The organism is Pseudomonas sp. ADAK13 (assembly GCF_012935715.1).
GTDB lineage: Bacteria > Pseudomonadota > Gammaproteobacteria > Pseudomonadales > Pseudomonadaceae > Aquipseudomonas.
Window position 1 is genome coordinate 4,648,008 of record NZ_CP052860.1, and the last position, 26,993, is coordinate 4,675,000.

Here is a 26,993-nt window from a genome sequence, read left to right on the forward strand (position 1 = left end):
GGCTGCGATGGGATCGCTGAGGTGTAGCAGGCAGACCGCGCTGCCTGCATCGCGGGCAAGCCCGGCTCCTGCAAGCCGCTTTAGAAGTTAACTGTTGCACTCAAGCGCGCCGTCAACGGCGCGCCCTGGAACAGGTAGTCATCCCCCAGGTATTCGCCGGTATCGCGCCAGTAACGCTTGTCGAACAGGTTGTCGACGCTCAGGCGGAACACCGTTTCATAGCCATCGAGCCTGGTGGTGTAGCGGCTGCCGACATTGACGATGGCGTAGTCGCCCACTTCCACATCACCGGTGCGATTGGCGTACTTGCTGGCGCTGTATTGCACGCCGCCCAGCAACGCCAGGCCGTCGACCCAGGGCAGGGCGTAATCGGCATACACACTCGCCCGCAGCTTCGGCACGTTGATCGCCTGATGGCCTTCGTATTCCGGTGTACCGCTGCCCGTCACCCGCGCGCGAATTGCTGCGACGCTGGCGGCAATCTGCAAGCGTTGGGTGGCCCAGCCGTTGGCCGATAATTCCAGGCCGGTGTTCTTCTGTTCGCCTTGTTGCACGTAGGTGAACGTTCCTGCGTCGTCGGGCCTGGCGTATTGATAGGCCTGGCGCGTCTGGAAGAGGGCGGCGGCGAAGCTGATGCGGCGCCAGTCGTATTTCACACCGGCTTCGATCTGGCGAGAGACGGTTGGAGCGAGGGTTTCGAAGGGGTTGCTGGCGAACCACGGAGCGGTGCCGCCCAGGGACAGGCCTTTGCTGTAGCTGGTATAGAGCGACAGGTTTTCGATCGGTTTATAGATCAGCGCCGCCTGGGGCAGGAACACATACTGCTGGGTGTGGCGCGACTCATCACCATTGGCGTCGTAGGCGTGCTCATCAAGGCGAACTTCACGGCCGCCCAACACGGTTTGCCATTGTTCATTGAAACTGATGTTGTCGGTCAGGAACAGGCCGTATTGACGGCTGTCGAGGCGTCGGTGGCTGGGGTTGAGCGGGCCGTCGTAGGCTGGAAATTGCTCAGGATCATTGTCGATATTGCCCGTTCCCAGTACGGTGCCGTCGGGCAGTATGTTCCGGGCAACGTTAATCGGATCGCGCTGATCCACTACCCGGCGAAACGCACTGCTGCCGAACGTCAACTCATGCCCCCATCCACCGGTGTTGAACAACCCCGTCATCGCCGCCTGAATTTCATCATCGCGCCGAGTGTCATCTGGGCTGCGGAAGTCATAGATGTCGTAATTGCCTTCCGGGCTGAAGTAGTTCGGCACCGTGGCGCCGGCACAGCTCGTGGACCCATAGCAGCCCCACGCAAACGAACTGTAATCATCAATCACCACCTTGCTGCGCGCCGCGCTCACGCTGCCTTTCCATTGGTCATTGAAGCGGTACTCAAACTTGCCATTGAGGTTCAGCGAATCGATCCCCACCTGGTTCGCGCCGCTCTGATGCCCCAGCAGTTTTTTCGGCGATGCGTTGTGCGGCACCTCGGTCCCGCCCAGTAACTGATAGCCCGGCACCGAGCGCTGCTGCTTGTTCTGATACTCCGCGTCCAGTTGCAAGACCGCGTCGGGGCTGATGTTCCAGTCGAACGCCAGGGACAGGAAATCCCGGTGGCCATTGGCATGTTCGACATAGGAATTGAGGTCTTCATGGGCCACGTTGGCGCGCAGGCCGAACTGCTGCTCGCTGCCAAACCAGCCACCCACGTCGGTGGCCAGGTAACCACTGCCACGGTCATCGGTGGACACCGTCACCGAGCGCACATCCTCCGGGCGCTTGGTCACGTAATTGATCACGCCACTGGGCTCGGAAATCCCGCTTTGCAGACCCGACAATCCCTTGAGCAGCTCCACGCGCTGCTTGTTTTCCAGGGCAACGTTCTGCTCGCCGGTGATGGTGCGGCCGTTGATCTTGTAGCTGCTGGCGGCATTCAGCGAGAAGCCGCGCACCACGAAGTTTTCGTAGTAGCCGATGGGCGCGTAGCTGTCGCCCACCGAGGCGTCGTTGCGCAGCACTTCGCTGAGCAAGCGCGCCTGTTGATCCTTGATCAGCGACTCGTTGAACACCGCGATCGAGGCGGGCGTATCAAGCAGTGGCGCCTCGTTGAAACCGCCCACCGACGCGGTGTCGGTGTTATAGCCGGACTCATCCTGGCCCTGAACGTTCACTTCCGGTAGTTCAATGTCAGCCGCCTGGCTGCTACCGATACCTGCACTGAGCAGCAGGCCTAGGGCGAAACGTGAAGGGACAGCGGGGCGAGGACGCAAAACCATGGGGGAAGGCCTGAGAGCGCAGAGCGGAGGGCGCATAAGCTAGGCATAACGGCGGCGTTTTACAAGTTTTCGAGAATGATTCGCTTTGAGACATCCCGTCTCAGCCCGCACACCGATCCTGCTGCCGCTCGACAGCGGTGCCTGGCACCTGCGATAGACAAGGCTTCTCTCACCGTTGAAGGAGATCGTCATGAGTATCGCTGGAAAAGTTGCGCTGGTGACCGGCGCCGGGCAAGGCATCGGCCGGGCCATTGCCCTGCGCCTGGCACGGGACGGCGCCCACATCGCGTTGGTGGACATCAACAGCGCCAAGATCGAAGCGGTGGCGGCCGAGGTCGTGGCACTGGGGCGCAAGGCCTCGGTGTTTGTCGCCGATGTCTCGCAGCTGGAGCAAGTGGTCGCGGCGGTCGAACACGCCCACCAGGCCCTGGGCGGCTTCGACATCATCATCAACAACGCCGGCGTCGCGCAAATCGACGCGCTGCTGGACGTGACCCCGGAACAGGTCGACCGCACGCTGCGTATCAATGTGCAGGGCACCCTCTGGGGCATCCAGGCCGCAGGCAAGAAATTCAAGGCCCTTAAGCAGAAGGGCAAGATCATCAACGCCTGCTCGATTGCCGGCCATGAAGGCTTCGCCTTGCTCGGGGTGTACTCGGCCACCAAGTTTGCCGTGCGCGCACTGACCCAGGCGGCAGCCAGGGAATTGGCCAGTGACGGGATTACCGTCAACGCCTATTGCCCGGGCGTGGTGGGCACAGACATGTGGGTCGAGATCGACAAGCGCATGGCCGAGATTACCGGCGCCGAGGTGGGGGCGACGTACAAGAAGTATGTGGACGGGATTGCCTTGGGCCGGGCGGAAACGCCGGAGGATGTGGCGGGGTTGGTATCGTACCTGGCGGGGCCGGATTCGGATTACATGACCGGGCAAGCGCCGTTGATTGATGGCGGGATTCTGTACCGCTGAGCCAAATGTGGGAGCTGGCTTGCCTGCGATAGCGGTGCAACAGTCGCCAGATGTATTGACTGAAACACTGCAATCGCAGGCAAGCCAGCTCCTACATTTGAAGGTGTTGGGTCAGTGCTTCCCGGGCATATCGATCCCCAGCTGGTTAACCCGTCGATACAACGTCGCCCTGGAAATCCCCAGCGCCTGCGCCGCCGCCAGCGGCTTCCAGCGATGCCGAATCAGTGCATCCAGCACCCACTGCCGCTCCGGGCTGGCGCTTTCCGATGCTTCAGCCGCAACCGCCTCACCGCGAACCTCCACCGGCAAATCCGCCAACTGAACCGTCCCTCCGTCACACACCGCACACGCATACGCCAGCACATGCCGCAGCTGCCGCACATTCCCCGGCCAGGCGTAACCCAGCAGCAACTCCAGCGCCGCGGATGTGATCCCTACCGAAGTACCGCTGTGCCGCGCTTCCTGCGCCAGCAGCCGGTTGATCAACGCCAGCTTGTCCGTCCGCTCCCGCAATGGTGGTATGCAGAACCGCGCACAACCCAGTCGGAAATACAGGTCCTCACGAAAACCTCCGGCACTCACCAGCGCCGCCAAATCCCGATGGCTGGCGCAGATCACCTGGATGTCCACCGCGCGGGTTTTTGCCCCGCCCAGCGGTGCCACTTCACCTTCCGCCATCACCCGCAGCAGGCGCGTCTGCAAGGCCAGGGGCATGTCGCCGATCTCGTCGAGAAACAACGTGCCGCCATCGGCCTGCAACAGCAACCCGGTCATGCCCTTGCTGGAGGCGCCGGTGAACGCCCCGGCCACGTAGCCGAACAGCTCGCTTTCAATCAGGTTCTCCGGGATTGCCGCGCAGTTCACTGCCACAAACGGCCCGTCACGGCGGGCACTGCGTTCATGCAACTGACGGGCAAAAACCTCTTTGCCAGCGCCGGTCTCGCCCTGCACCAGCACCGGCAGGTTGCGGTCCTTGACCCGCAGGGCCAGGCGCAGGTGCTCTTCCACACGCGGGTCTGTCTGTTGACTCAAAGAAGCCGCCGCAGGCGCCGCTTTGCGCCGTGGCGCACTGACCCGCACCTGCAGCGCGCCGGGCTCGCCGAGCCAGTGCAGCTGTTGCGTCGATTGGTCGGTCACGGCGCGCAACGCGTCCAGGTCAAACACTTCACCGATATGCTCCGGCAATTGCCCGAAGCGCAATCGCAGCGCCTGCCGCGCCTTGCTGTTCAAGGCTTGCAGCCGTCCGTCCTGGTCCCACGCCAGCAACATGTCTGGCTGGCTATCGACGTAACCCGGCGTGCTGTGAGCCTGCAACACCCAATGTTGCCGGGCGCTGTGCATGAAAAACGCGTTCTCGATGGCCCGGGCGCTCTGCGCCACCATCTGCCGTACCAGGTGCTGGCTGCGCCGGTCATCCGGGGACTTGAGGGCCGACGCGTCCATCACGCCGAGCAGGTTGCCCTGGGGATCGAAAATCGGGGCGGCGGAGCAGGTCAGGCCGATAAACGCCGCGCGAAAGTGGTCGCGCTTGTGCACGGTGACCGCCGCCTTGCTGGTCAGCACCGTGGCCACGCCGCAGGTGCCTTCCTCGGCTTCCGACCAGCAGGTGCCGAGGTACAGGCCGGCTTTGCGGCAGTCATTGCGAATGCCGGCGTCCACACGGTGGTCGATGGTCTGGCCCTGGGCGTCGGTGAGCATCACGCAGTAACCGGCGTGGCGTACCCGGTTGTGAATCTGCCCGACTTCCTCGCTGGCGATGCGCATGAACAGCTCGGCGCGTTCGCGGCATTCCTTGAGCAGGGTGCTGGTGAGGATGCGCGGCCCTTGCAGGGAACCGGGGTCGAGGTGGTGCTGCTCCATGGAGCGGCGCCAGGAATCAAATATCAGCGACGGCACCGGGGCCTGGGGCAGGCGGTCGGCATTGCGTACCACGCGGCTGACACAGTCGACATGGTCCTTGGAGTTCACGGCGAGCATTGAAGCCTCCGGTTCTCGATCCTTGTTGTTATGCCCGCCATTAAGCGCCCATGGGCCGGGACGGACAAGGGCGGCCTGACCAACTGCCCGGGGTGAGACGCAGCGTCTCATTGTGCCTGAGACGCTGCGGGCAGGTTGCAACGGTGCGTCTCATTGAACGGGCCATGGTGACCTGGCCGCGACTGCGGGCAGCTGCTCTGGATCAAGGCTTTGCCGGATTTATCGACAGATTGGCACAGGCCGTGCTGAGAGCCTTGCAGCTGGCCTGATCCAGCCTTTTGTGTGTCGAGACAACCTGGAGAACAACAAGATGTCCACTCACCTGTCCACCGATCAACTGCTTCATGCCTACACCGTGATGCGCACCATCCGTGATTTCGAAGAACGCCTGCACGTGGAATTCGCCACCGGCGAGATCCCTGGTTTCGTGCATTTGTATGCCGGCCAGGAAGCCAGTGCCGCCGGGGTCATGGCCCACCTCAACGATGAAGATTGCATCGCCTCCAACCACCGTGGCCACGGGCATTGCATCGCCAAGGGCGTGGATGTGTTCGGCATGATGGCCGAGATCTACGGCAAGAAAACCGGGGTGTGCGGCGGCAAGGGCGGCTCCATGCACATCGCCGACCAGGAGAAGGGCATGCTCGGCGCCAACGGCATTGTCGGCGCCGGTGCACCGTTGGCAGCCGGCGCGGCCCTGGCGGCCAAGCTCAAGGGCAGCGCGGGCGTGGCGGTCGCATTTTTTGGCGACGGCGGCTCCAACGAGGGCGCGGTGTTTGAAGCGATGAACCTGGCGTCGATCATGAACCTGCCGTGCCTGTTCGTGGCCGAGAACAACGGCTATGCCGAAGCCACCGGGTCGGGCTGGTCGGTGGCCTGCAAGGACATTGCCGAGCGCGCCGTGGGCTTTGGCATGCCGGGCGTGATCGTCGACGGCAACGACTTTTTCGCCGTGCACCAAGCCCTCGGTGTCGCGGTGGAGCGCGCCCGCAGCGGCAAAGGGCCGACCTTGGTGGAAGTCAAACTGAGCCGCTTCTATGGCCACTTCGAAGGTGATGCGCAAACCTATCGCGGCCCGGATGAAGTGAAGAACCTGCGGGAAACCGGCGACTGCCTGAGCCTGTTTCGCCAGCGCTGCACCGCTGAAGGCTGGCTGGACGCGGCGCAGTTCGAGCGCATCGACGCCGAAGTCGCGCAATTGATCGAAGACGCCGTGCGCCTGGCCAAGTCCGATCCCAAACCCCAGGCCGCCGACCTGCTCAGCGACGTCTACGTCGCCTACCGCTAATCGCCACCCACTACAAAAACAATCCGTGGAGAAGTCATCATGGCTCGAAAAATCAGCTATCAGCAGGCAATCAACGAAGCCCTGGCCCAGGAAATGCGCCGTGACCAGAGCGTGTTCATCATCGGTCAGGACGTGTCCGGCGGCACCGGCTCGCCCGGTGAGCAGGACGCCTGGGGCGGCGTGCTGGGTGTCACCAAAGGCCTGTACCCGGAATTCCCCGACCGCGTGCTGGACGCGCCACTTTCCGAAGTCGGCTACGTGGGCATGGCCGTCGGCGCCGCCACCCGCGGCATGCGCCCGGTGTGCGAGTTGATGTTCGTCGACTTTATCGGCTGCTGCCTCGACCAGTTGCTCAACCAGGCGGCGAAGTTTCGCTACATGTTCGGCGGCAAGACCACCACGCCGCTGGTGGTGCGCGCCATGTACGGCGCCGGCCTGCGTGCGGCGGCCCAGCATTCGCAGATGCTCACCTCGATGTGGACCCATATTCCCGGGCTCAAGGTGGTGTGCCCGGCCACGCCCTATGACGCCAAGGGCATGCTGATCCAGGCGATCCGCGACAACGACCCGGTGATTTTCCTCGAACACAAATTGCTCTACAGCCTCCAGGGCGACGTGCCGGAAGAGCTGTACACCGTGCCGTTCGGCGAAGCCAATTTCGTGCGTGAAGGCAACGACGTGACCCTGGTGACCTACGGGCGCATGGTGCATGTCGCCCTGGAAGCGGCGGCCAACCTGGCGCGCCAGGGCATCGACTGCGAAGTACTCGACCTGCGCACCACCAGCCCGCTGGACGAAGACAGCATCCTCGAAAGCGTGGAAAAAACCGGGCGCCTGGTGGTGATCGACGAGTCCAACCCGCGCTGCTCCATCGCCACGGATATCAGTGCATTGGTGGCGCAACGTGGGTTCCGTTTCCTGCGCGCACCGATCGAAATGGTCACCGCGCCCCACACGCCGGTGCCGTTCTCTGATGCCCTGGAAGACCTGTACATCCCCAACGCAGCGAAGATCGAAGCGGCCGTGCTGAAGATCGCCGACAAGAGGAACGCCGCATGATCCACACACTGACCATGCCCAAGTGGGGCCTGTCGATGACCGAAGGCCGGGTTGATGTCTGGCTCAAGCAGCCGGGCGACCGGGTGGAGAAGGGCGAAGAAGTGCTGGATGTCGAGACTGACAAGATCTCCAGCAGCGTCGAGGCGCCGTTCAGCGGGGTGCTGCGGCGGGTGTTGGCCCACAGCGATGAGACCTTGCCGATAGGGGCATTGCTGGCAATCGTGGTGGAGGGCGAGGCCAGCGAGGCCGAGATTGATGCGGTGATCGAGGCGTTCCAGGCCGGGTTCGTTTCCAGTGCCGCCGAGGCGCAAGCCAGCGGCCCGTCGGCGCAGAAGGTCGAAGTGAGCGGGCGCCTGCTGCGCTATCTGGAGTTGGGGGAGGGCGGCACACCGCTGGTGCTGGTGCATGGTTTTGGTGGCGACCTGAATAACTGGCTGTTCAACCACCCGGCGCTCGCGGCTGAACGGCGGGTGGTTGCCCTGGATTTGCCGGGGCATGGCGAGTCGGGCAAGTCCCTGCAAACCGGTGATCTTGATGAACTGAGCCAGGCGGTATTGGCGCTGCTGGATCACCTGAAGATTGACCGCGTGCACCTCGCCGGGCATTCCATGGGTGGGTTGGTGTCCCTGAACGTCGCCCGCGTGGCACCGCAGCGTGTGGCTTCCCTGACCTTGATCGCCAGCGCCGGCCTGGGTACGGAAATCAACGCTGATTACCTGCAAGGCTTTATCGAGGCGAGCAACCGCAATGCGCTCAAGCCGCAGCTGGTCCAACTGTTCAGCGACCCGGCGCTGGTCACCCGGCAGATGCTGGAGGACATGCTCAAGTTCAAGCGGCTGGAAGGTGTGGATCAGGCACTGCGCCAGATCACCGGGACGTTGTTCAGCGGTGGTCGGCAGTTGGTGGATCTGCGCAGTGTGGTGGGGCAGCAGCCGAGCCTGGTGATCTGGGGCAGTGAGGATGCAATCATCCCGGCGGGCCATGCCCAGGGGTTGGAGGCTCAAGTGGAGATACTGCCGGGGCAGGGGCATATGGTGCAGTTGGAGGCGGCGGAGCGGGTGAATCAGTTGATGCTGGCCTTTCTCAAAAAATATTCCTGAAAAATAAGGGCGCTTTTGTGGCGAGGGGGCTTGTCCCCCGTTGGAGTGCGAAGCGCTCCCGCTTTTTTTTGGGGCCGCTTCGCAGCCCAACGGGGGACAAGCCCCCTCGCCACAGAAATCCCATCATCAGAAAGGTCAGCGGTGTTTTTGGTGGCGCTTCAGGGTCTCGCTGGGCAACTCCTGAAACAACGCCCGGTAACTGTTGGAAAACCGCCCCAAATGCCAGAACGACCAGTTCATCGCCACCTCCGCCACAGTGGTGTCCGCTGACGGTGGGTTCAGCAACTCCCGCCGTGCACTGTTCAGCCGGCGCAACCTCAACCACTGCGCCGGACTCATCCCGGTATACGTCTTGAACCCGTGCTGCAACTGGCGCAACGGCACCCCGGCGATGCGCGCCAGTTCCAGCAGGTTGACCGTTTCATCCGGCACATCCGCCGCCCATTCGCCAATGCGCGCCATGAGGGTTCGCTCCTCGGTACGCCGCTGCAATGAGCCCTGGTCCAGGCACACGCAGGCGTTGTCGAGGATGAACAGGCAATCGTCCAGCAACTGTTGAGTGAGGGCATCGCGGCTCGGCGGGTCAAGCGTCGCCGACAGTCGCGTCAGCGTGCCGCTGAGCCAGCGGCTGAACAACGGGTTTTGCAAGGAGTTGAGCGGGGCCATGAACAACCCCTCCAGCTTTGCCACATCCAGGCCATGGCGCTGGACAAACTGCGGCCCGAACACCACGGCCACTTCGCGGTAGTTCTCCGGGGTGATCCAGGTGTTGCGGCTCTCGCCATTGAGCACATACAGCGCGTTGTCGCTGCCATCGAAACAGAACGCCAGGGAGCCCGGCGGCGCGTTGAAGTTCTGCTCCACCCGGGTGTTCATCCGCTCTTCATACACCTCGACCCCTTGCAGGTCGAGGTAGCGAATCTGCCCGGCAAAATGCCCCGGGGACATCTGCTGGTACTGCTGCACCCAACCGGGTGTCGCACTGCATTGAGCGACCACATCACCGGTGGTGAAGGCCTGTACGCGCAAAGCTGTTGCCTGTGTCATGGGTAACCTGGGCGCACTCTATTGGTGCGTTGTGGTTGGTACAAAGTGGATAGATGCCGTTGGACGGCTGGCCCAAGATAGACCTCAATGCGCCGCGAGGGAAGCCCGTCGGTGCATCATCCAACCCATGACGAGGTCCTTATGAACGCCCCCTTCGATCAGCTGTCCGCCTGGCTGAAAGAACACAAGATTACCGAAGTCGAATGCGTGATCAGTGATTTGACTGGCATCGCACGCGGCAAGATTTCGCCCACCAACAAGTTCCTGCATGAGCGAGGCATGCGCCTGCCGGAAAGTGTGTTGCTGCAAACGGTAACCGGGGACTTTGTCGACGATGACATCTACTACGACCTGCTGGACCCGGCCGACATCGACATGATCTGCCGCCCGGTGTCCAACGCTACCTACGTGGTGCCGTGGGCCATCGAGCCCACCGCTATCGTGATCCACGATACCTTCGACAAGCAGGGCAACCCCATCGAACTGTCGCCGCGCAACGTGCTGAAAAAGGTCCTGCAGCTGTACACCGACCAGGGTTGGCAGCCGATTGTCGCACCGGAAATGGAGTTCTACCTGACCCAGCGCTGCGAAGACCCGGACCTGCCGCTGAAGACCCCGCTGGGCCGTTCCGGGCGTGCCGAAAGTGGACGCCAGTCGTTCTCCATCGACGCCGCCAACGAATTCGACCCGCTGTTCGAAGACGTCTACGACTGGTGCGAAGCCCAGGGCCTGGACCTCGACACACTGATCCACGAAGACGGCCCGGCGCAGATGGAAATCAACTTTCGCCACGGCGATGCCCTGGACCTCGCCGACCAGATCACCGTGTTCAAACGCACCCTGCGCGAGGCGGCGCTCAAGCACAACGTGGCGGCTACCTTCATGGCCAAGCCCGTGGCCGACGAGCCCGGCAGCGCCATGCACCTGCACCAGAGCGTGGTGGAGATCGCCACCGGCAAGCAGGTGTTTGTCGATGAGCACGGCAACAAGAGCCAACTGTTCCTGAACCACATCGGCGGCTTGCAGAAGTACATCCCCAAGCTGTTGCCGATGTTTGCGCCCAACGTGAACTCATTCCGGCGCTTCCTGCCGGACACCTCGGCACCGGTCAACGTCGAGTGGGGCGAAGAAAACCGCACCGTCGGCCTGCGGGTGCCGAGTTCCAGCCCCGACGCCATGCGCGTGGAAAACCGCCTGCCGGGCGCCGACGCCAACCCGTACCTGGCCATTGCCGCGAGCCTGCTGTGCGGCTACCTCGGCATGATCGAAAAGGTCGAGCCCAGTGCGCCGGTGGAAGGCCGCGCCTATGAGCGCCGCAACCTGCGCCTGCCGATCACCATCGAAGACGCCCTGGCGCGCATGGAAGAGTGCGACACCGTCAAGCAGTACCTGGGGGACAAGTTTGTACGCGGCTACGTCGCGGTCAAGCGGGCCGAACACGAGAATTTCAAGCGGGTGATCAGTTCCTGGGAGCGTGAGTTCCTGTTGCTGAGCGTCTGAGAAACCACACTAAAAAAACCAAAGGGGTGTCGATATGCGTCTGGTGAAAAAGCTTCTCCCGCTGGCCTTGGCGGCGTTGTTCAGCAGCGCGGGCCACGCCGCGCAGACGGTCAGTGTGTACAACTGGACCGACTACATCGGTGAGACCACCTTGGCCGATTTCCAGGCCAAGACCGGGATCAAGGTGATCTATGACGTGTTCGACTCCAACGAAACCCTGGAGGGCAAGCTGCTGGCCGGCCGCACCGGCTACGACGTGGTAGTGCCGTCCAACCACTTCCTGGCACGCCAGGTCAAGGCCGGGGCATTCCTGAAACTGGACCGCTCCCAGTTGCCCAACTTCAAGAACCTCGACCCCAAACTGCTCAAGCTGCTGGAGAAAAACGACCCGGGCAACGAGCACTCGGTGCCGTACCTGTGGGGCACCAACGGCATCGGCTACAACGTCGACAAGGTCAAGCAGGTGCTGGGCATCGACCATATCGACTCCTGGGCGGTGCTGTTTGAACCGGAGAACATCAAGAAGCTGCACGAGTGCGGTGTAGCGTTCCTCGACTCGGCGGATGAGCTGTTCCCGGCGATCCTCAACTACATGGGCAAGGACCCGCGCAGCGAGAATCCCGAAGACTACAAACAGGCTGAAGCCAAGCTGCTGACCCTGCGGCCGTACATCACCTACTTCCATTCTTCCAAGTACATCTCGGACCTGGCCAACGGTGACATCTGCGTGGCCTTCGGTTATTCCGGCGATGTTTTCCAGGCCGCCAACCGCGCCAAGGAAGCCAAGAACGGCGTGAATATCGCCTACTCGATCCCCAAGGAAGGCAGCAACCTGTGGTTCGACCTGCTGGCCATCCCGGCGGATGCCGCCAACCCGAAAGCGGCCCACGCCTTTATCAACTACTTGCTGGACCCTGAAGTGATCGCCAAGGTCAGCGCCAGCGTCGGCTACGCCAATCCGAACCCGGCGGCCAAGGCCTTCATGGCGCCGGAACTGGTGAACAACCCCGAGATCTACCCGTCCCAGGAAGTGCTCGACAAACTCTACATTTCCACCACCCCGACGCCTGCCGTCATGCGCTTGATGACGCGGTCCTGGAGCAAAGTGAAGACCAACAAATGAACCGTTCCCCGTCCGACCATGCCCGTTCCTATTACCTGGCTTCGGCCAACGCCATGCCCCGGCGCCCAGCGCTGGGGGCTGACCTGACGGCCGATGTGTGTGTGATCGGCGGTGGATTCACCGGGGTCAACACCGCCATTGAACTGGCCCAGCGCGGGCTGTCGGTGGTCCTGCTGGAGGCCCGGCGGATTGGCTGGGGCGCCAGCGGGCGCAATGGCGGGCAGTTGATTCGCGGGATCGGGCATGACGTGTCGGGGTTTGCCAAATACGTGGGCGAGGAGGGTGTGCGTTACCTGCAGCAGGCCGGTATTGATTCGGTGGCGCTGGTGGGTGAGCGGATCCGCGAGCATGGGATTGACTGCGACCTGCGCTGGGGGTTTTGTGAGTTGGCGAATACGCCGGCGCAGTTCGCAGCGTTTCAGGGAGAGCTGGAGAGCCTGGCTGCCTTGGGGTATGCGCCTGAAACGCGGTTGGTGGCGCCGCAGGATATGGCGCACGTCGTGGGCTCAGGTGTGTATGCCGGTGGCTTGGTGGACATGGGCTCCGGGCATTTGCACCCGCTGAACCTGGTATTGGGGGAGGCGGCGGTAGCCGAATCACTCGGTGTGCGGATCTTTGAAAACAGCCCGGTGCTGGAGTTGATCCATGGTGACACGGTGCAGGTGCGTTGCGCGTCTGGCACCGTGTGGGCCGGGAGCCTGGTGCTGGCGTGTAATGCGCATCTGGAGGAGCTTGAGCCGAAGTTGAGTGGCAAGGTGCTGCCGGCGGGGAGCTACATCATTGCGACTGAGCCGCTGCCGGTGGAGGTGGCCAACCAGTTGATCCCGGACAATCTTGCTTTGTGTGATCAGAAAGTCGGGCTGGATTACTACCGGCTTTCGGCGGATCGGCGGTTGTTGTTTGGCGGGGCTTGTCATTATTCGGGGCGTGATCCGGTGGATATCGCGGGGTATATGCGGCCGAAGATGCTCAAGGTTTTTCCGCAGTTGGTTAATACCTCGATTGAGTTTCAGTGGGGGGGGAAGATTGGGATTACGGCTAACCGGTTTCCGCAGGTGGGGCGGTTGAAGCAGCATCCGAATGTGTTTTATGCCCAGGGGTATTCGGGGCATGGGTTGAACGTTACCCACTGGTGTGCGCGGTTGTTGGCTGAGGGGATTCAGGCTGGGCAGAGTCGGGGGCTGGATATTTTCAGCCAGGTGCCGCATATGACTTTCCCGGGGGGGAAGGTGTTGCGTTCGCCGCTGCTGGCGTTGGGGATGTTGTGGTATCGGGTGCGGGAGATGGTGGGGTGATTGATTGTGTACATATCCGTTTCTTCGGTAACGGCGGCTTATGGTTTCGCTCTTACAGCGACTCACTTTGGAAGAGCCCCAAAGTAAGCAAAGGGCTCTGCCCCGCCTGTCGGCACCTCGCTAAGGCTCGGTGTTCCCTCACTCCGGCATTGCTCCGCGGGCCGCCGCGACGGGGCGTCCCTGCCCCGTCGCGGCTAAACCGGCGTCCTGCCGGTTTACCCGCTCCTCAATCCCTGCGTTCGGCCTCGGGCTTATTGGGGCAGTCAGGGCCAGATCAAGATCAAAAGCAAGAGCACAGCGGCCTACAGGCCGGCTTGAGTGGTAGAAGCCAGATCAAAAGCCAAAGCGAAAACAGAGCTGCTTTTCTGTGGGAGCTGGCTTGCCTGCGATGCAGACAACTCGGTTTTTCAGATGCACCCAGTTGATGCCATCGCAGGCAAGCCAGCTCCTACAGGGGGACTGTGTCCGCTTTAGATTTTGATTTTGCTCCACACCACTCAAGCCGGCCTGTAGGCCGCTGTGTTCTTGATCTTGCTTTTGATCTTGATCTTAGGCGCCCCGTTAAACCACGCTGGCCGAACGCAGGCTTTGGAGCGTGGGTAACCCGGCAGGACGCCGGGTTAGCCGCGCTGGGCCAAGGATGGCCCATCGCGGCGGCCCACGGTCCAAAGCCGGAGTGAGGGAACACCGAGCCTAGGCGAGGTGCCGAGTGGTGGGGCAAGAGCCTTTTGGTTACTTTTGGCTGGGCCGGCATTCCGGCTCCTTTCAAAAGTGACCCGCTGTAAGAGCGGAACCAATTTAAGCCATCACCCAAATAACGGATATTCACCCCCAAAGCCTACCGCTCAATCGACCGACTCCACCGCGCATTCCACTCCGGCCGCGCCTGGTTCACCTGGTCCCAATCAATCGAAATCGCCGTCTGCAAATAACGGTTCATGGCCTCCACCCGCGCCCGGGTTTTGTCGGTCGTCGGCGTAGTAGGGTTCGAAGGAATCTGATCCCCCAATTCCAGCGCCGGTGCCTGCGCCTCAGCGGTCAACAAGAACTGCGCCAGTTTCTGCGCCAACTCCGGCTGGTCATTCCGCGCAATCACACACTCCGCCACGTTCAGCACCACCGCACCTTCCTTCGGCTGCGCATACTCCATCGGCACACCCAACAACTGCTGGGTGGTCACCTGCGTCGGCGTCAGCGGAAAGATCGCCGCCTCATCCGTCTGCACCATCTCGGAAATCTTCGCCGAACTGGCGATGTATTCCAGCACGTTAGGCCCAACCGTTTTCGGCCAGGCCTTGAACCCCGGCTCCACGTTGGTCTCGCTGCCGCCCTGAATCCGGTTGAACATCAGGAACCCGTGCAGCCCAAAGGTGGAGGAGGCCAGGGACTGGAACACTACCTTGTCCTTGAAGCGCGGGTCTGCCAAATCCATCCACGACGTCGGCGCCGCCCAGCCCTTTTCCTTGAACATCTTGGCGTTGTAACCCAACCCGGTCACCCCGAGCGTCACCGCAACTGCCTCTTCCTTGATTTTGGCCTTGGCCGGAATCTGGTCCAGGGTCGGGTTGGGCGTGAGCTTCTCGCACAGCCCCATGGAGATCGCGCGGTACATGATGCCGTCATCGAGGAACATCACGTGCATCTGCGGGTTGTCCTTGTTGGCCTGCACCTTGGCGAGGATGTCCGACGAGGTGCCGGGCACGATCACTACCTTGACGTTGTTGGCCTTCTCGAACGCGGGCAGCACTTTGTCGGCGTAGACCCGTTCCATGGTGCCGCCGTTCATGCCCAGGTACAGCGTCGGTGCGGCGTGTGCCGCCGTGCTCAACAGGGTGAGGCACAGGCAAGACAGCGCAGTACGTTTGATCATGTGCATAAATCTTCCTCTCAGACTTGGAAACGACGGATGGAAAACGCTTCGATGGGTTGCCGGCTGGCCCCCGCGCAGACGATCTCTGCCAGGGCTTCACCGACCGCAGGGCCGAGCTGGAACCCGGCGCCGGCAAAGCCGAATCCGTGGAGCAGGCCGGGTTGGGTGCTGCTGTCGCCGATCACCGGTTCGTGGTCGGGCAGGTAACCTTCGGTGCCGCTCCAGGTACGGATCGCCTGGGCACCTTTGAGGAACGGGTACAGCTCGCCGGCGTTGCGCAGGATCTCCAGCACCGCCGCCTGGCCCGGGCGGGCCTGTTGCGGGCCCAGGGCAAAGCCGCGACCGCCACCGAGGATGCAATTGCCCCGGGCGACTTGCCGCGCATAAATCCCGCCGCCTTCGACGCCGGTGCTTACGTCCATCACCACCGGCAGCGGCTCGGTGACCAGCATGGCCGGGTGCGCCGAGGTCATCGGCACCGGCTCGCCAAACTGCGCGGCCACGGTGCCGGCCCAGGCGCCGGCGCAGTTCAGCAGCCAGGGGGCTTGCAGCTGCAGCCCATTGGTACAGCGCAACTGAAACCGCTGGCCGTCATGTTCAAGATGGGTGACTTCGGTTTGCTCCATCACCCGGGCGCCGTGGCGTTGCGCGGCGCGGGCAAAGGCGGGGGAGACCAGGCGCGGATTGGCATGCCCGTCTTCTGGGCATAGCGAAGCGCCGACCGCCACATCACCCACCCACGGGAACCGGGCGCGCAGTTGAGCGTGATCGAGCATCTGCAGGCCCAGGCCAAATCCCCGGGTGGCGTCGGCGTAAGCTTGCAGGGCGGCCAGGTCTTCGTGGCTGCGGGCCAGTTTCAAATGCCCGGAGCGCACGTATTCGCCGTCGATGCCGATCAATCCCGGCAGGTCGGACCACAGTTCATGGGAACGTTGCGACAATGGCAATTGATGCAAGGGCCGACCCTGGCGCCGCACGCCGCCATAGTTCACGCCGCTGGAATGGGAGCCGCAGAAATCCCGCTCCAGCAGCACCACGCGCCGGCCTTTTTGCGCCAGCATCAAGGCCGCCGAAGCGCCGACAATCCCGCCGCCCAGCACGATCACTTCGCTGTCGATCATGGCTGCACCTCCACACCAAACGGCAAGGGTTTGATCGGGGCTTGGCCCCGCAGGCGGCCAACGTTTTCAATCTCGCGCCCACTGCGCTGGGCAATGATCTCTGCTGCCGCCAAACCACACATCCGGCCCTGGCAACGGCCCATGCCGACCCGGCAATGGGCCTTGACCCGGTTCACTTCCCAGTGGCCTTCATCCACCACCGCGCGCACTTCACCGACGCTGACTTCTTCACAGCGGCACAGGATCAGGTGATCCGGGGCTTCAGCGGCCCAGTTTTGCGGGAACGGAAAGGCGGTTTCCAGGCCATGCCGAAAGCGCTGGATGCCTGCCAGTTGCTGCTCCAACACAGGCCCGCGACGGTGGTCGATGGCAATGCCGGTATCTTCCAGCAGCGCCAATGCCGCTCGCTCGCCGGCCATCTGCGCCGCATCGGCGCCCATGATTCCGGCACCGTCGCCCGCCAAATACACGCCCGCGACACTGCTGCGCCCGGCCGCATCCCGCTCGGGCAACCAGGCGCGGTTCAACGCATTCCAGGCAAACTCACAACCGAGCAAATCCGCCAGTTGGGTCTCGCTGCGCAGGGCGTGGGCGAAGGCCACGGCGTCACAGGCAATCTCCTGATCATCCCAGTGGATGCCTGTCACTCGCTGCTCGCCCTCAACCCGCGACAGCGTTGCACCCTGATGCACCGGGATGCCATGGGCCGTGAGCCAGGCGCGGTAATACAGACCCTTGGCCAGCGTCACCGGTTGGCCAAGCAGCGCCGGCAAGGCCCGGCATTGGGCGCTGAACGGTGCACTGTCGAGCACCGCCACCACCTTCGCCCCGGCCTTCGCGTATTGATACGCCACCAGGTACAGCAACGGCCCGCTGCCGCAAAACGCCACGCGCTCACCGATGGCGCAGCCTTGGTACTTCAGGGCAATTTGCGCAGCGCCCAGGCTGTACACACCGGGCAGCGTCCAACCCGGCACCGGCAGGATACGGTCGGTGGCGCCGGTGGCGACGATGATCTGCGAATACTCGAGACTTTCGGCGTGGCCGTGATTGAGCATGTCCAGGCGACCGTTTTCGGCGTTCCACACCAGGGTTTCCGGCCGGTAATCGATCTGCGTGGCCAGCGCGTCCATGGTGCGATGCAGCGCCGTCGCCTTGTCCGCTTCAAAGCCATACAACTGCTTGGCCGAGCGCTGGAAATTCGCCGGTTGGCGCCGGTAAATCTGCCCGCCACCGCGCAGGCTTTCGTCCACCAAAACCGGGGTTACACCATGATCGAGCAAGGTCCGTGCTGCGGTAATGCCCGCCGGGCCTGCGCCCACTATCACCACTGGATTCATGCCTGGCGCCCCGGATCACGTCGAATCGCCTGGCCGTCTTCGAGCAACGTTGAGCAGGCGCGTACCCGCCGCCCATCTTCCAGCCGCACCCAGCAATCCTGGCAGGCGCCCATCAGGCAGAAGCCGGCGCGGCGCTCGGCGCTGAAATCACTGCCCCGCAGATGCTCGGCGCAGGTCAATACGGCGGTCAGCAAGGTGTCCCCGAGCAAGCCCGTGGCAGGCTGCCCGTCGAGGGTGAACGCCAGGGTGGGCCGCTCGGTTTCGGCCAATCGTTTGAACAGAGCCATCAATGCTTCCCTACCAACACGCGATCCAGGCCGTAGACCCGGTCCAGCAAAATCATCGCCGCCGCCGTCAACGCAATCACCAGGGCTGACACGGCCGCCATCATCGGGTCGATGGATTCGGTGGCGTATACGTACATGCGCACCGGCAAGGTTTGGGTGGCCGGCGAGCTGACAAAAATCGACAGGGTGACTTCATCGAAGCTGTTGATGAACGCCAGCAACCAGCCGCCGGCCACGCCGGGCAAAATCATCGGCAAGGTGATCTGGCGAAACAGCGTGAAGCGGCTGGCCCCCAGGGATTCGGCGGCCTGCTCGGCGCTGCGGTCAATGCCGATGGCGGCGGCCAATACCAGGCGCAGCACGTACGGGGTGATGATCACCACGTGGGCCAGCATCAACCAGGTAAAGCTGCCGTTGACGCCCATCATGGCGAACAGGCGTAGCATCGCCACCCCCAGCACCAGGTGCGGGATGATGATGGGTGACAAAAACAGTGCGCTGAAAAAGTTGCGACCGGGGAACTGGTAGCGACTGATCGCCAGCGCCGCCGGCACTGCAATCAATGTCGCCAGGGTGGCGGCAACGAACGCCAGGACCAGGCTGTTATAGAACGCCTGGATAAAATCCGCGCGTTCGAACACCGCATGAAACCAGCGCAGGGAGAAGCCCGAAGTGGGCAGGCTCAAGGTGTTTTCCGGGGTGAAGGCCACCAGGCAGACCACCACCAGCGGCGCCATCATGAACAGCACCACCAGGCCGTGAAAGCCCAGGGCCAAAGGACCGTTTCTGGACATCGTCTTATACTCCCAGGGACTTTTTATAGCGGCCTTCGACCATGCGGTTCCAGCTCAGCATGATCAGCAGATTGACCAACAGCAGCACCACCGCGATGGTCGCGCCCATGGGCCAGTTGAGTTCCGAGAGGTATTGGTCATAGACCACCGTGGCGACCATCTTCAGCCGGCGTCCGCCCAACAGGCCGGGGATCGCGAAGGAGCTGGCGGCCAGGCCGAACACGATCAGCGTGCCGGAGAGCACACCGGGCATCACCTGCGGCAAGACGATCTTGCGCATCACCGTTGCCTGGCTGGCACCGAGGGACAACGCCGCCTGTTCCGCCGACGGGTCGAGCTTTTGCAGGGAGGTCCACACCGGGATGATCATGAACGGCAGCATCACGTGCACCAGTGCGATGATCACCGCGAACGAGGTGTACAGCAGCTTCACCGGCTTGCCGCCGAGAGCCTGGATCATCTGGTTCACCAGGCCGTCGGCGCCCAGCAGCAGGCTCCAGCCAAACGCCCGCACCACCACTGAAATCAGCAGCGGGGTGAGGATCAGGATCAGGAAAATCGAGCGCCACGGCGTGCCCATGCGGCTGAGAATGTAGGCCTCGGGCACCCCGATCACCACGCACAGCAGGGTCACCAGGGCGCTGATCCAGAAGGTGCGCCAGAAGATTTCGTAGAAGTACGAATCGCTGAACAGCGACAGGTAATGGGCGAATGTCCACTCATCAGCCTTCACCCCCACCTGATAGTCGAACACGTTGAACGACAGCACCAGCGTCAGGCCCAGGGGCAGAATCAGTAGCCCGAAAAACAGCACCAGAGCGGGCAGCGACAACAGGTAGCCACGGCTCATGCGTGCACCTCATCGGCGGCCAGCACCCGCAGCAGGCTCGACTCCCAGTCCAGGCCCACCGCTGCACCGCAACCCAAAGGCGCGCTGCCGTCGTTGCGCCGCACCACGGTCAGCTCACCGATGTCGGTCTTGATGCGGTACAGCCATTGGCTGCCGAAGAAGTAGCTGTCGAGGATCTTGCCTTGCAGGCGACCGCTGCCTGCGGTCACCAGGTCGATTTTTTCCGGGCGCAGGCTCAGGGTCAGTTCGCCCTGGCCAGGCTCGAAACGCACTTGTGGGGTGCCGAGTTGATCGAAGTCGCCCGCCAGCAGGTTGGCCTTGCCGACAAAGTCCGAGATAAAGCGCGTGCGCGGGTGTTCATAGAGCTTGTAGGGGGCGTCGATCTGGGTGACGCGTCCGGCCTGCATCACCACCACGCGGTCGCTGATGGACAACGCTTCGGCCTGGTCGTGAGTGACCATCAAGGTGGTGATCCCGACTTCGCACTGGATACGGCGGATTTCGAACTGCATCTCCTCGCGCAGGTTGGCGTCGAGGTTCGACAGCGGCTCGTCCAGCAGCAACACCGGCGGCTCGATCACCAGGGCGCGGGCCAGGGCCACGCGCTGGCGCTGGCCGCCGGAGAGTTCCCGCGGGTAGCGTTCGGCGTGGGGCGCCAGGCGCACCAGTTCCAGCACAGTCTTGACGCGGCTGGCGATCTCGCCGGCGGGCACCTTGCGCATCTTCAGGCCGAAGGCGACGTTGTCGGCCACGGTCATGTGGGGGAAGAGGGCGTAGCTCTGGAACACCACGCCCAGGCCGCGGCTGGCGGGTTTGGCGTGGGTGATGTCGCGGCCATCGAGGAGGATCTGCCCACTCGTGACGTCGACGAAGCCGGCGATCATTTGCAAGGTGGTGGTCTTGCCGCAGCCCGAGGGACCGAGCAGGGACACGAATTCGCCTTTTTCCACCGCAAGATCAGTGGCGACCACCGCGTCGACGGCGCCGTAGCGTTTGCTCAAGGCGTTGAGTTGGAGAAAAGCCATGTCTGCGTTCCACCTTTTTGAGTCGCGTCGAAACGCGCTTTTTTGTTTTGGGCAGATGCGAAAAGGGTGTTGCGGGTGCGGTGGCGCTCGATCTTGAGTCGGCTGCCGTTAGTTGTTCATTTCGCCCCTGTGGACGCAGATTAGGGCGAAAGACTAGGATGGCGGAAGATGGAATTTCACTGAACAGAGTACTTTTTTCAGTTTCATTCACTGATCAGAATTTGGTGTGAGATATCGGCGTATGGATTCCACTGAGCGGAATGAAAGTGTCAAAGAAGTCGGCGCCGGTGGCGTCTCACGGCTGTTTGCGTTGCTGCGCATTCTGGGCGCGGTGCCGGACGGGGGGGAACGGGTGACGCAACTGGCGCAGCAGGTGGGGTTGTCGCAACCCACCACCCACCGGTTGCTGCGCAGCCTGATGGACGAGGGCATGGTGGAGCAGGATGGGCGCAGCAAGCGCTATCGCCTGAGCCTGGAGTTCTTTGCGCTGGCGGCGAATGCGGGCAACACCGGCAACCTGCGGGACCTGGTGCGGCCGAGCATGCTGCGGCTCAGTGCGTCGTTGGGGGATTCGTTGTTTCTGCTGGCGCGCAGCGGGTTTGATGCGATCTGCCTGGACCGCAGTGAAGGGCCGTACCCGATCCGTACGTTTACCGGTGACATCGGCGGGCGTGTGGCGTTGGGCGTGGGGCAGGGCAGTTTGGCGATCCTGGCGTTCCTGCCGGAGGAAGAGCGCGAGACGGTGATCCGCTACAACTTGCCGCGGCTCAAGGATTTTCACCTGTACGACGAGGTGTTTTTGCGTTCGGAGGTGGAGAGTGTGCGGCGGTTGGGGTATGCGGCGCGCAATACCGGGGTGCTGGAGGGCATGGCCGGGTTGGCGGTGCCGATCCTCGACCGCAATGGGCATGCGGTGGCGGCGCTGAGTGTGGCGACCATCAGCGACCGGCTGGGGCCGGGGAGGTTACCGACGGTGGTGGAATTGCTGAAGCGCGAGGCGGCGGCGATCGGGCCGAAGATCAATCCGTTTGACCCGACTTTGCGTCGGCCTTCGCAGATCTTTGGTGGGTAGCGGGTGTTGGCCGCAATTGAGATCAACGGGGGGGTGAGTACATATCCGTTTCTTCGGTAACGGCCACCTATGGTTTCGCTTTTACAGCGACTCACTTTGGAAAAGCCCCAAAGTAAGCAAAGGGCTCTGCCCCGCCTGTCGGCACCTCGCCTAGGCTCGGTGTTCCCTCACTCCGGCGATGCTCCGCGGGCCGCCGCGATGGGCCATCCTTGGCCCAGCGCGGCTAAACCGGCGTCCTGCCGGTTTACCCGCTCCGCACCACCTGCGTTCGGCCTCGGGCTTATTGGGGCAGTTAGAGCCAGATCAAGATCAAAAGCAAGAGCACAGCGGCCTACAGGCCGGCTTGAGTGGTAGAGGCCAGATCAAAAGCCAAAGCCAAAGCGAAAGCCAAATCTGAAACTGCTGCAGCTCTGCTTTTCTGTGGGAGCTGGCTTGCCTGCGATGCAGACAACTCGGTTTTTCAGATGCACCCAGTTGATGCCATCGCAGGCAAGCCAGCTCCCACATTTGACCGTGCCCGCTTTTAATTTTGATTTTGCCTTTGCTTCACACCACTCAAGCCGGCCTGTAGGCCGCTGTGCTGTTGATCTGCTTTTGATCTTGATCTTAGGCGCCCCGTTAAACCACGCTGGCCGAACGCAGGTAGTACGGAGCGGGTAAACCGGCAGGACGCCGGTTTAGCCGCGACGGGGCAGGGACGCCCCGTCGCGGCGGCCCGCGTAGTAATGCCGGAGTGAGGGCACACCGAGCCTAGGCGAGGTGCCGAGTGGTGGGGCAAGAGCCTTTTGGTTACTTTTGGGCTCCTTTCAAAAGTGACCCGCTGTAAGAGCGGAACCCATATCAGCCATCACCCAAATAACGGATATGTACTCAGCCCAGCACACACCAACAGAACCCTCAGCTCCCACATTAGACAGTCGCCATCGTTTGAGAACGCACCGGACTCATCGCCGCCATCGCCACCGAAGTCGCCGCCGTGCGCGTCTCCACCCCCAACTTCACATACACATGCTCCAGATGCTTGTTCACCGTCCTCGGGCTCAACCCGAGAATGTCGCCAATGTCCCGATTGGTCTTGCCACACGCCACCCAGCGCAGCACTTCCACTTCCCGTTCCGTCAATTGAAACCGCGCCGAGAGCAGCTTGTGCGCCGGCTCATCGTCCAGGGTGATCACGCTCGGCTGCGTCGCCGCCCGCGCCGACAGCAAAATCCGCGAGGTGCGCAAATGCGCCGCCACCCGCGCCAGCACCTCATCAGTCTGGATCGGCTTGGTCACGTAATCACTGCCACCCACCTCAAACCCCTGCACCACGTGCTTGCTGTCGGTCAGCCCGGTCATGAACACCACCGGAATGTCCGCGCTGGCCGGTTGCGCCTTGAGCCGGCGGCAGGTTTCAAAGCCGTCCAGGCCAGGCATCAGCGCATCCAGCAGGATCAGGTCCGGGCGCCGGCGTTGCACGCGGTTCAGCGCGCTGAGGCCGTCCAGCGCCACCAGCACCATGTAGCCGGCGTCGTCCAGTGCGTCGGAGAGCATCGCCAGGTTGTCCGGGGTGTCGTCGACAATCAGCACCACGCCGGGCTCAGCGCTGCGGGTCAAGGCATTCATCTTCGGCCTCCTTCAGGATTCGGTTGAGTTCTTCCAGGCGAAAGCTTTTCAGCAGTGCCCGAAGCTTGTTGATGAACGGCGTGGTGCCTGGGCTTTCCAGCACGATCGCGTCGAGCTTTTCATGCAGGCCACGCACGTAGCCGATGGCGCTCAGTTCGGCGAGCACGGCGAGGTCTTCGGCTCTCGGCAGCACGCCCGGTGTGGCGACCGGCGCGACGATCGGTGTTCTGCGCCGCAGCCACTGCAGATCCAGGTGCAGTTGCAGGCGCCCGAGCAATTCCGGGGTGCGCACCGGCTTGGCCAGGTAGTCGTTGCAGGCGCTGGCGATGCTGCGTTCACGGTCGTCGGTAAAGGCGTTGGCCGAGATCACGATGATCGGCGCGGTAGACAGCGCGTTACGCCGGATCATCCGGCTGGTGGCCCAGCCGTCCATGGTCGGCATCGACAGGTCCATCAGGATCAGGTCCGGCGACAGCAGCGCTACCTGGCGGATCGCCTCCTGGCCGTTACTCGCCTGTGACACCTCAAAGCCCAAGGGCGTGAGCATGCCGCTGAGCACCTTGCGATGGTCCACATGGTCATCCACCACCAGGATGCGCCGCCGTTCGCCGTGGTAGCCGATGATGTCGTGCTCCACATGCACCACCGCCTGCGGCACCCGGACCTGGGACAGGAACAGCCGCACCTGGAAGCAGGTGCCTTTGTCCAGCTCGCTGACCACCCGCAATTCGCCGCCCATCAGCGAGGTGAGCATGCGGGTGATGGTCAGGCCGAGGCCCACGCCCTTGTCCTGGCGCATCAGGTCGCCGCGTTCGAACGGCTGGAAAATCCGCTCGATCTGCTCGGGGTCAATGCCGATGCCGGTGTCGATAATCTCGAAGTTGGCGGTCTCGCGCATGTAGCTGACCCGCAGGCGCACCTCGCCGCTGTCGGTGAAGTTGATCGCGTTGCCCAGCAGGTTGATCAGGATCTGCCGCACGCGTTTTTCATCGCCGCGCACCACGGCCGGGATCTTGCCCACGCAGTCCAGGCGAAAGCGCAGGCCCTTGTCTTCGGCCTGGGGGGTGAACATTTGCTCCAGGTCGTGGATCAGCTCCGGGAAGGGGATTTCGGTGAGTTCCAGGCGCAACTTGCCGGCCTCGATCTTGGCCACGTCCAGCAGGCCGTCGATCAGCGACAACAGGTGCGAGCCGCTGCGCAGGATGGTCGCCAGGGCGTCCTGGTGCTGCTCGGGCATGGCGCTGTCGCGCTGCAGGATCTGGGTGAAGCCGAGGATGCTGTTGAGCGGTGTGCGCAGCTCGTGGGACAGCCCGGTGACGTAGCGGCTCTTGGCCGCGTTCGCCGCTTCCGAGGCTTCCTTGGCCTGTTGCAGGGCCTGGTCGGTGAGGCTGTGGGCGGCGATCTCCTGCATCAGCAGCGAGGTTTGCCGGTCGGACTCTTCCTGGGCGACGCGCCGGCTTTCACGGGTCAGCACCACCCACCAGGCGAGCACGGCAGCCAATACCGAGAGCGTGAGGAACGCCTTGAAAAACGCCTGGTACAAGGTTTGCGAATGGGGCAAGCCCTGGGCCGCCTGCATGTAGATCAGGGCCAGTGCCCCGGCCAGCATCAGCACCAGCGCCAGTAACAAGCCGAGGTAGTGCGCCAGCCGGGTATGCAGGCGTGGCACCAACGTGGTCGGCAGCAACCAGCGCAATACGCCTTCGAACTGGCTGGCGAGGCGGGCGTGGGGTTTGCAGCGGTCGCCGCAGCGCGCATCCAGGGAGCAACACAGCGAGCAGATCGGCGTGCTGTAGGCCGGGCAGAACGCCATGTCGGCGGTTTCAAACGGGTTGCTGCACAGCCCGCAGATCACCAGGCCGGTGCCGGGTTGCGGGTGAATCAATTGTGCCTCGCTGCTGCGCGCAATGTAGTAGCGGCCCTTGGTCAGCCACGCCAGCAGCGGCGCCATGACCAGCGCGGTGCCCAGCGCGACAAACGGCGGCGCCGCCTGGGACAGGGCGCCGAACAGGCCGAAGTGGGCGAGGATCGACAGCAGCGAGGCAATCAGCATCGACCCGACGCCCACCGGGTTGATGTCGTAGAGGTGCGCGCGCTTGAACTCGATGTGCTTGGGCGACAGGCCCAGGGGTTTGTTGATCACCAGGTCCGCCACCAGGGTGCCGATCCACGCGATGGCGATGTTGGCGTAGAGCCCCAGCACCTGCTCGATCACATCGAACACCCCCAGCTCCATCAGCATCAGCGCGATGGCGACGTTGAACACCAGCCACACCACGCGGCCGGGGTGGCTGTGGGTCACGCGGGCGAAGAAGTTCGACCAGGCCAGGGAGCCGGCGTAGGCGTTGGTCAGGTTGATCTTCATCTGCGAGATGAACACGAACAGCACCATCGCCCCCAAGGCCCATTCGGGGGAGGAGAACACATAGCCGAACGCGACGAGGTACATCTGGGTTGGCTCGGCGGCGCGCTCCATGGGGATTTCATGTTGCAGGGCAAGGAAGGCCAGGAACGCCCCTGCGAACATCTTCAGGGCGCCCGGCACGATCCAGCCGGGCCCGGCGCATAAGAGCGCTGCCCACCAGCGTTTGCGGTTGGCAGCGGTTTTTTCCGGGAGGAAGCGCAGGTAGTCCACCTGTTCGCCAATTTGCGTGACCAGCGACAGCGCCACGGTGCAGGCGGCGCAGAACGACAGCAGGTTGAAGTCGCCGCCGTCGCTGCTGCGGCCGACGAAGCTGGTCCAGTCGCTGAAGGCCTCGGGGTTTTTCCACAGTACGAAGCCGTAAGGCAGCACCAACAGCACCAGCCACAGCGGTTGGGTCCACAGTTGCAGGCGGCTGATCAGGGTCACGCCGTAGGCCACCAGCGGGATCACCAGCAGCGAGCAAATCACATAGGCGATGGCCAGCGGGATATGGAAATACAACTCCAGGGCCAGGGCCATGATCGCCGCTTCGAGGGCGAAGAACAGAAAGGTGAAGCTGGCGTAGATCAGCGAGGTGATGGTGGAACCGATATAGCCGAAGCCCGCGCCGCGGGTCAGCAGGTCCATGTCCACGCCATAGCGGGCGGCGTAATAGCTGATGGGCAGGCCAGTGAGGAAGATCACCAGGCTGATGGCGAGGATCGCCCAGAAAGTGTTGGTGAACCCGTAGCTCAAGGCCAACACGCCGCCGATGGCCTCCAGCGCCAGGAACGACACCGCGCCGAGGGCGGTGTTGGCAATGCGCAGTTCCGACCATTTGCGGAAGGATTTCGGGGTGTAGCGCAGAGCGTAGTCTTCCATGGTCTCGTCGGCGACCCAGGAGTTGTAGTCGCGGCGGATCTTGACGATGCGCTGGGTGCCGGGGAGGGGGTGCACGGTGGAGAACTCCTGCAAGAATAGGGAGATGGCAGC

19 protein-coding genes and 1 pseudogene are annotated in these 26,993 nt (G+C 62.9%); 8 read left to right on the top strand and 12 right to left on the bottom strand.

Annotation, left to right across the window (positions count from 1 at the left end):
- Positions 1–80: 80 nt before the first annotated feature.
- Positions 81–2,270, bottom strand: coding sequence for a TonB-dependent siderophore receptor (locus HKK54_RS21560; protein ID WP_169387745.1), 2,190 nt, complete (start codon positions 2,268–2,270; stop codon positions 81–83).
- Positions 2,271–2,460: 190 nt separating this feature from the next.
- On the opposite strand from HKK54_RS21560, the gene HKK54_RS21565 reads away from it, so the two are divergent.
- Positions 2,461–3,240, top strand: coding sequence for an acetoin reductase (locus HKK54_RS21565; protein ID WP_169387746.1), 780 nt, complete (start codon positions 2,461–2,463; stop codon positions 3,238–3,240).
- Positions 3,241–3,351: 111 nt separating this feature from the next.
- Here HKK54_RS21565 and HKK54_RS21570 read toward each other — a convergent pair whose 3' ends face one another.
- The gene (locus HKK54_RS21570; protein WP_169387747.1) at positions 3,352–5,217 is read right to left on the bottom strand and encodes a sigma-54-dependent Fis family transcriptional regulator; all 1,866 of its coding nucleotides are present in this window, start codon (positions 5,215–5,217) and stop codon (positions 3,352–3,354) included.
- A gap of 310 nt (positions 5,218–5,527) precedes the next feature.
- On the opposite strand from HKK54_RS21570, the gene HKK54_RS21575 reads away from it, so the two are divergent.
- The 3 genes from HKK54_RS21575 to HKK54_RS21585 are packed head-to-tail and all read left to right on the top strand — an operon-like array spanning position 5,528 to position 8,664.
- Positions 5,528–6,505 (top strand): thiamine pyrophosphate-dependent dehydrogenase E1 component subunit alpha, encoded by a 978-nt coding sequence (locus HKK54_RS21575; protein ID WP_169387748.1) that lies wholly within the window; start codon positions 5,528–5,530, stop codon positions 6,503–6,505.
- 39 nt (positions 6,506–6,544) lie between these two features.
- Positions 6,545–7,564 carry an alpha-ketoacid dehydrogenase subunit beta gene (locus HKK54_RS21580; RefSeq protein ID WP_169387749.1) on the top strand — a complete coding sequence of 340 codons (1,020 nt, stop codon included), beginning with the start codon at positions 6,545–6,547 and terminating at the stop codon, positions 7,562–7,564.
- Positions 7,561–8,664: an acetoin dehydrogenase dihydrolipoyllysine-residue acetyltransferase subunit gene (locus HKK54_RS21585; RefSeq protein ID WP_169387750.1), complete on the top strand. Its 1,104-nt coding sequence runs from the start codon at positions 7,561–7,563 to the stop codon at positions 8,662–8,664. Before HKK54_RS21580 ends, HKK54_RS21585 begins: the two co-directional genes overlap by 4 nt.
- A 135-nt stretch (positions 8,665–8,799) precedes the next feature.
- On the opposite strand, the gene HKK54_RS21590 is transcribed toward HKK54_RS21585, so the two are convergent.
- Positions 8,800–9,711 carry a helix-turn-helix domain-containing protein gene (locus tag HKK54_RS21590; protein ID WP_029616086.1) on the bottom strand — a complete coding sequence of 304 codons (912 nt, stop codon included), beginning with the start codon at positions 9,709–9,711 and terminating at the stop codon, positions 8,800–8,802.
- A gap of 141 nt (positions 9,712–9,852) precedes the next feature.
- Here HKK54_RS21590 and HKK54_RS21595 point away from each other — a divergent pair, with 141 nt between their 5' ends.
- The 3 genes and pseudogenes from HKK54_RS21595 to HKK54_RS21605 form a co-directional block, all read left to right on the top strand.
- The gene (locus HKK54_RS21595; RefSeq protein ID WP_003219154.1) at positions 9,853–11,211 is read left to right on the top strand and encodes a glutamine synthetase family protein; all 1,359 of its coding nucleotides are present in this window, start codon (positions 9,853–9,855) and stop codon (positions 11,209–11,211) included.
- A gap of 34 nt (positions 11,212–11,245) precedes the next feature.
- Positions 11,246–12,334 carry a polyamine ABC transporter substrate-binding protein gene (locus HKK54_RS21600; protein WP_003219153.1) on the top strand — a complete coding sequence of 363 codons (1,089 nt, stop codon included), beginning with the start codon at positions 11,246–11,248 and terminating at the stop codon, positions 12,332–12,334.
- Positions 12,265–13,629 (top strand): annotated as a pseudogene (locus tag HKK54_RS21605) (NAD(P)/FAD-dependent oxidoreductase); the annotation flags it as partial. The gene HKK54_RS21600 and the pseudogene HKK54_RS21605, both read left to right, overlap by 70 nt.
- A gap of 838 nt (positions 13,630–14,467) precedes the next feature.
- On the opposite strand, the gene HKK54_RS21610 reads toward HKK54_RS21605, so the two are convergent.
- The 7 genes from HKK54_RS21610 to HKK54_RS21640 are packed head-to-tail and all read right to left on the bottom strand — an operon-like array spanning position 14,468 to position 20,916.
- Positions 14,468–15,499, bottom strand: coding sequence for an ABC transporter substrate-binding protein (locus tag HKK54_RS21610; protein WP_010175270.1), 1,032 nt, complete (start codon positions 15,497–15,499; stop codon positions 14,468–14,470).
- Between the two features lie 17 nt (positions 15,500–15,516).
- Positions 15,517–16,620, bottom strand: a complete 1,104-nt coding sequence (locus HKK54_RS21615) for an NAD(P)/FAD-dependent oxidoreductase (protein WP_010175269.1) — start codon at positions 16,618–16,620, stop codon at positions 15,517–15,519.
- Entirely contained in the window at positions 16,617–17,960 is a 1,344-nt protein-coding gene (locus HKK54_RS21620; protein WP_010175268.1) for an FAD/NAD(P)-dependent oxidoreductase, read from the bottom strand. Before HKK54_RS21620 ends, HKK54_RS21615 begins: the two co-directional genes overlap by 4 nt.
- Positions 17,957–18,247: a (2Fe-2S)-binding protein gene (locus tag HKK54_RS21625; protein WP_010175266.1), complete on the bottom strand. Its 291-nt coding sequence runs from the start codon at positions 18,245–18,247 to the stop codon at positions 17,957–17,959. The genes HKK54_RS21620 and HKK54_RS21625 overlap by 4 nt, the downstream gene beginning before the upstream one ends.
- Positions 18,247–19,041, bottom strand: coding sequence for an ABC transporter permease (locus HKK54_RS21630; RefSeq protein WP_010175265.1), 795 nt, complete (start codon positions 19,039–19,041; stop codon positions 18,247–18,249). Before HKK54_RS21630 ends, HKK54_RS21625 begins: the two co-directional genes overlap by 1 nt.
- 4 nt (positions 19,042–19,045) lie before the next feature.
- Positions 19,046–19,891: an ABC transporter permease gene (locus HKK54_RS21635; protein ID WP_010175264.1), complete on the bottom strand. Its 846-nt coding sequence runs from the start codon at positions 19,889–19,891 to the stop codon at positions 19,046–19,048.
- Entirely contained in the window at positions 19,888–20,916 is a 1,029-nt protein-coding gene (locus HKK54_RS21640) for an ABC transporter ATP-binding protein (RefSeq protein WP_169387752.1), read from the bottom strand. Before HKK54_RS21640 ends, HKK54_RS21635 begins: the two co-directional genes overlap by 4 nt.
- Positions 20,917–21,157: 241 nt before the next feature.
- Between HKK54_RS21640 and HKK54_RS21645 the strand changes: the two genes are divergently transcribed.
- A complete protein-coding gene (locus tag HKK54_RS21645; protein WP_169387753.1) occupies positions 21,158–21,988 on the top strand; it encodes an IclR family transcriptional regulator in 831 nt (276 codons plus the stop codon).
- A gap of 909 nt (positions 21,989–22,897) precedes the next feature.
- Here HKK54_RS21645 and HKK54_RS21650 read toward each other — a convergent pair.
- Together HKK54_RS21650 and HKK54_RS21655 are read right to left on the bottom strand one after the other, a co-directional pair.
- On the bottom strand, positions 22,898–23,596 hold the full coding sequence (locus HKK54_RS21650; protein ID WP_169387754.1) for a response regulator: 699 nt from the start codon (positions 23,594–23,596) through the stop codon (positions 22,898–22,900).
- A complete protein-coding gene (locus HKK54_RS21655) occupies positions 23,571–26,957 on the bottom strand; it encodes an ATP-binding protein (protein WP_169387755.1) in 3,387 nt (1,128 codons plus the stop codon). Before HKK54_RS21655 ends, HKK54_RS21650 begins: the two co-directional genes overlap by 26 nt.
- Between the last annotated feature and the right edge of the window lie 36 nt (positions 26,958–26,993).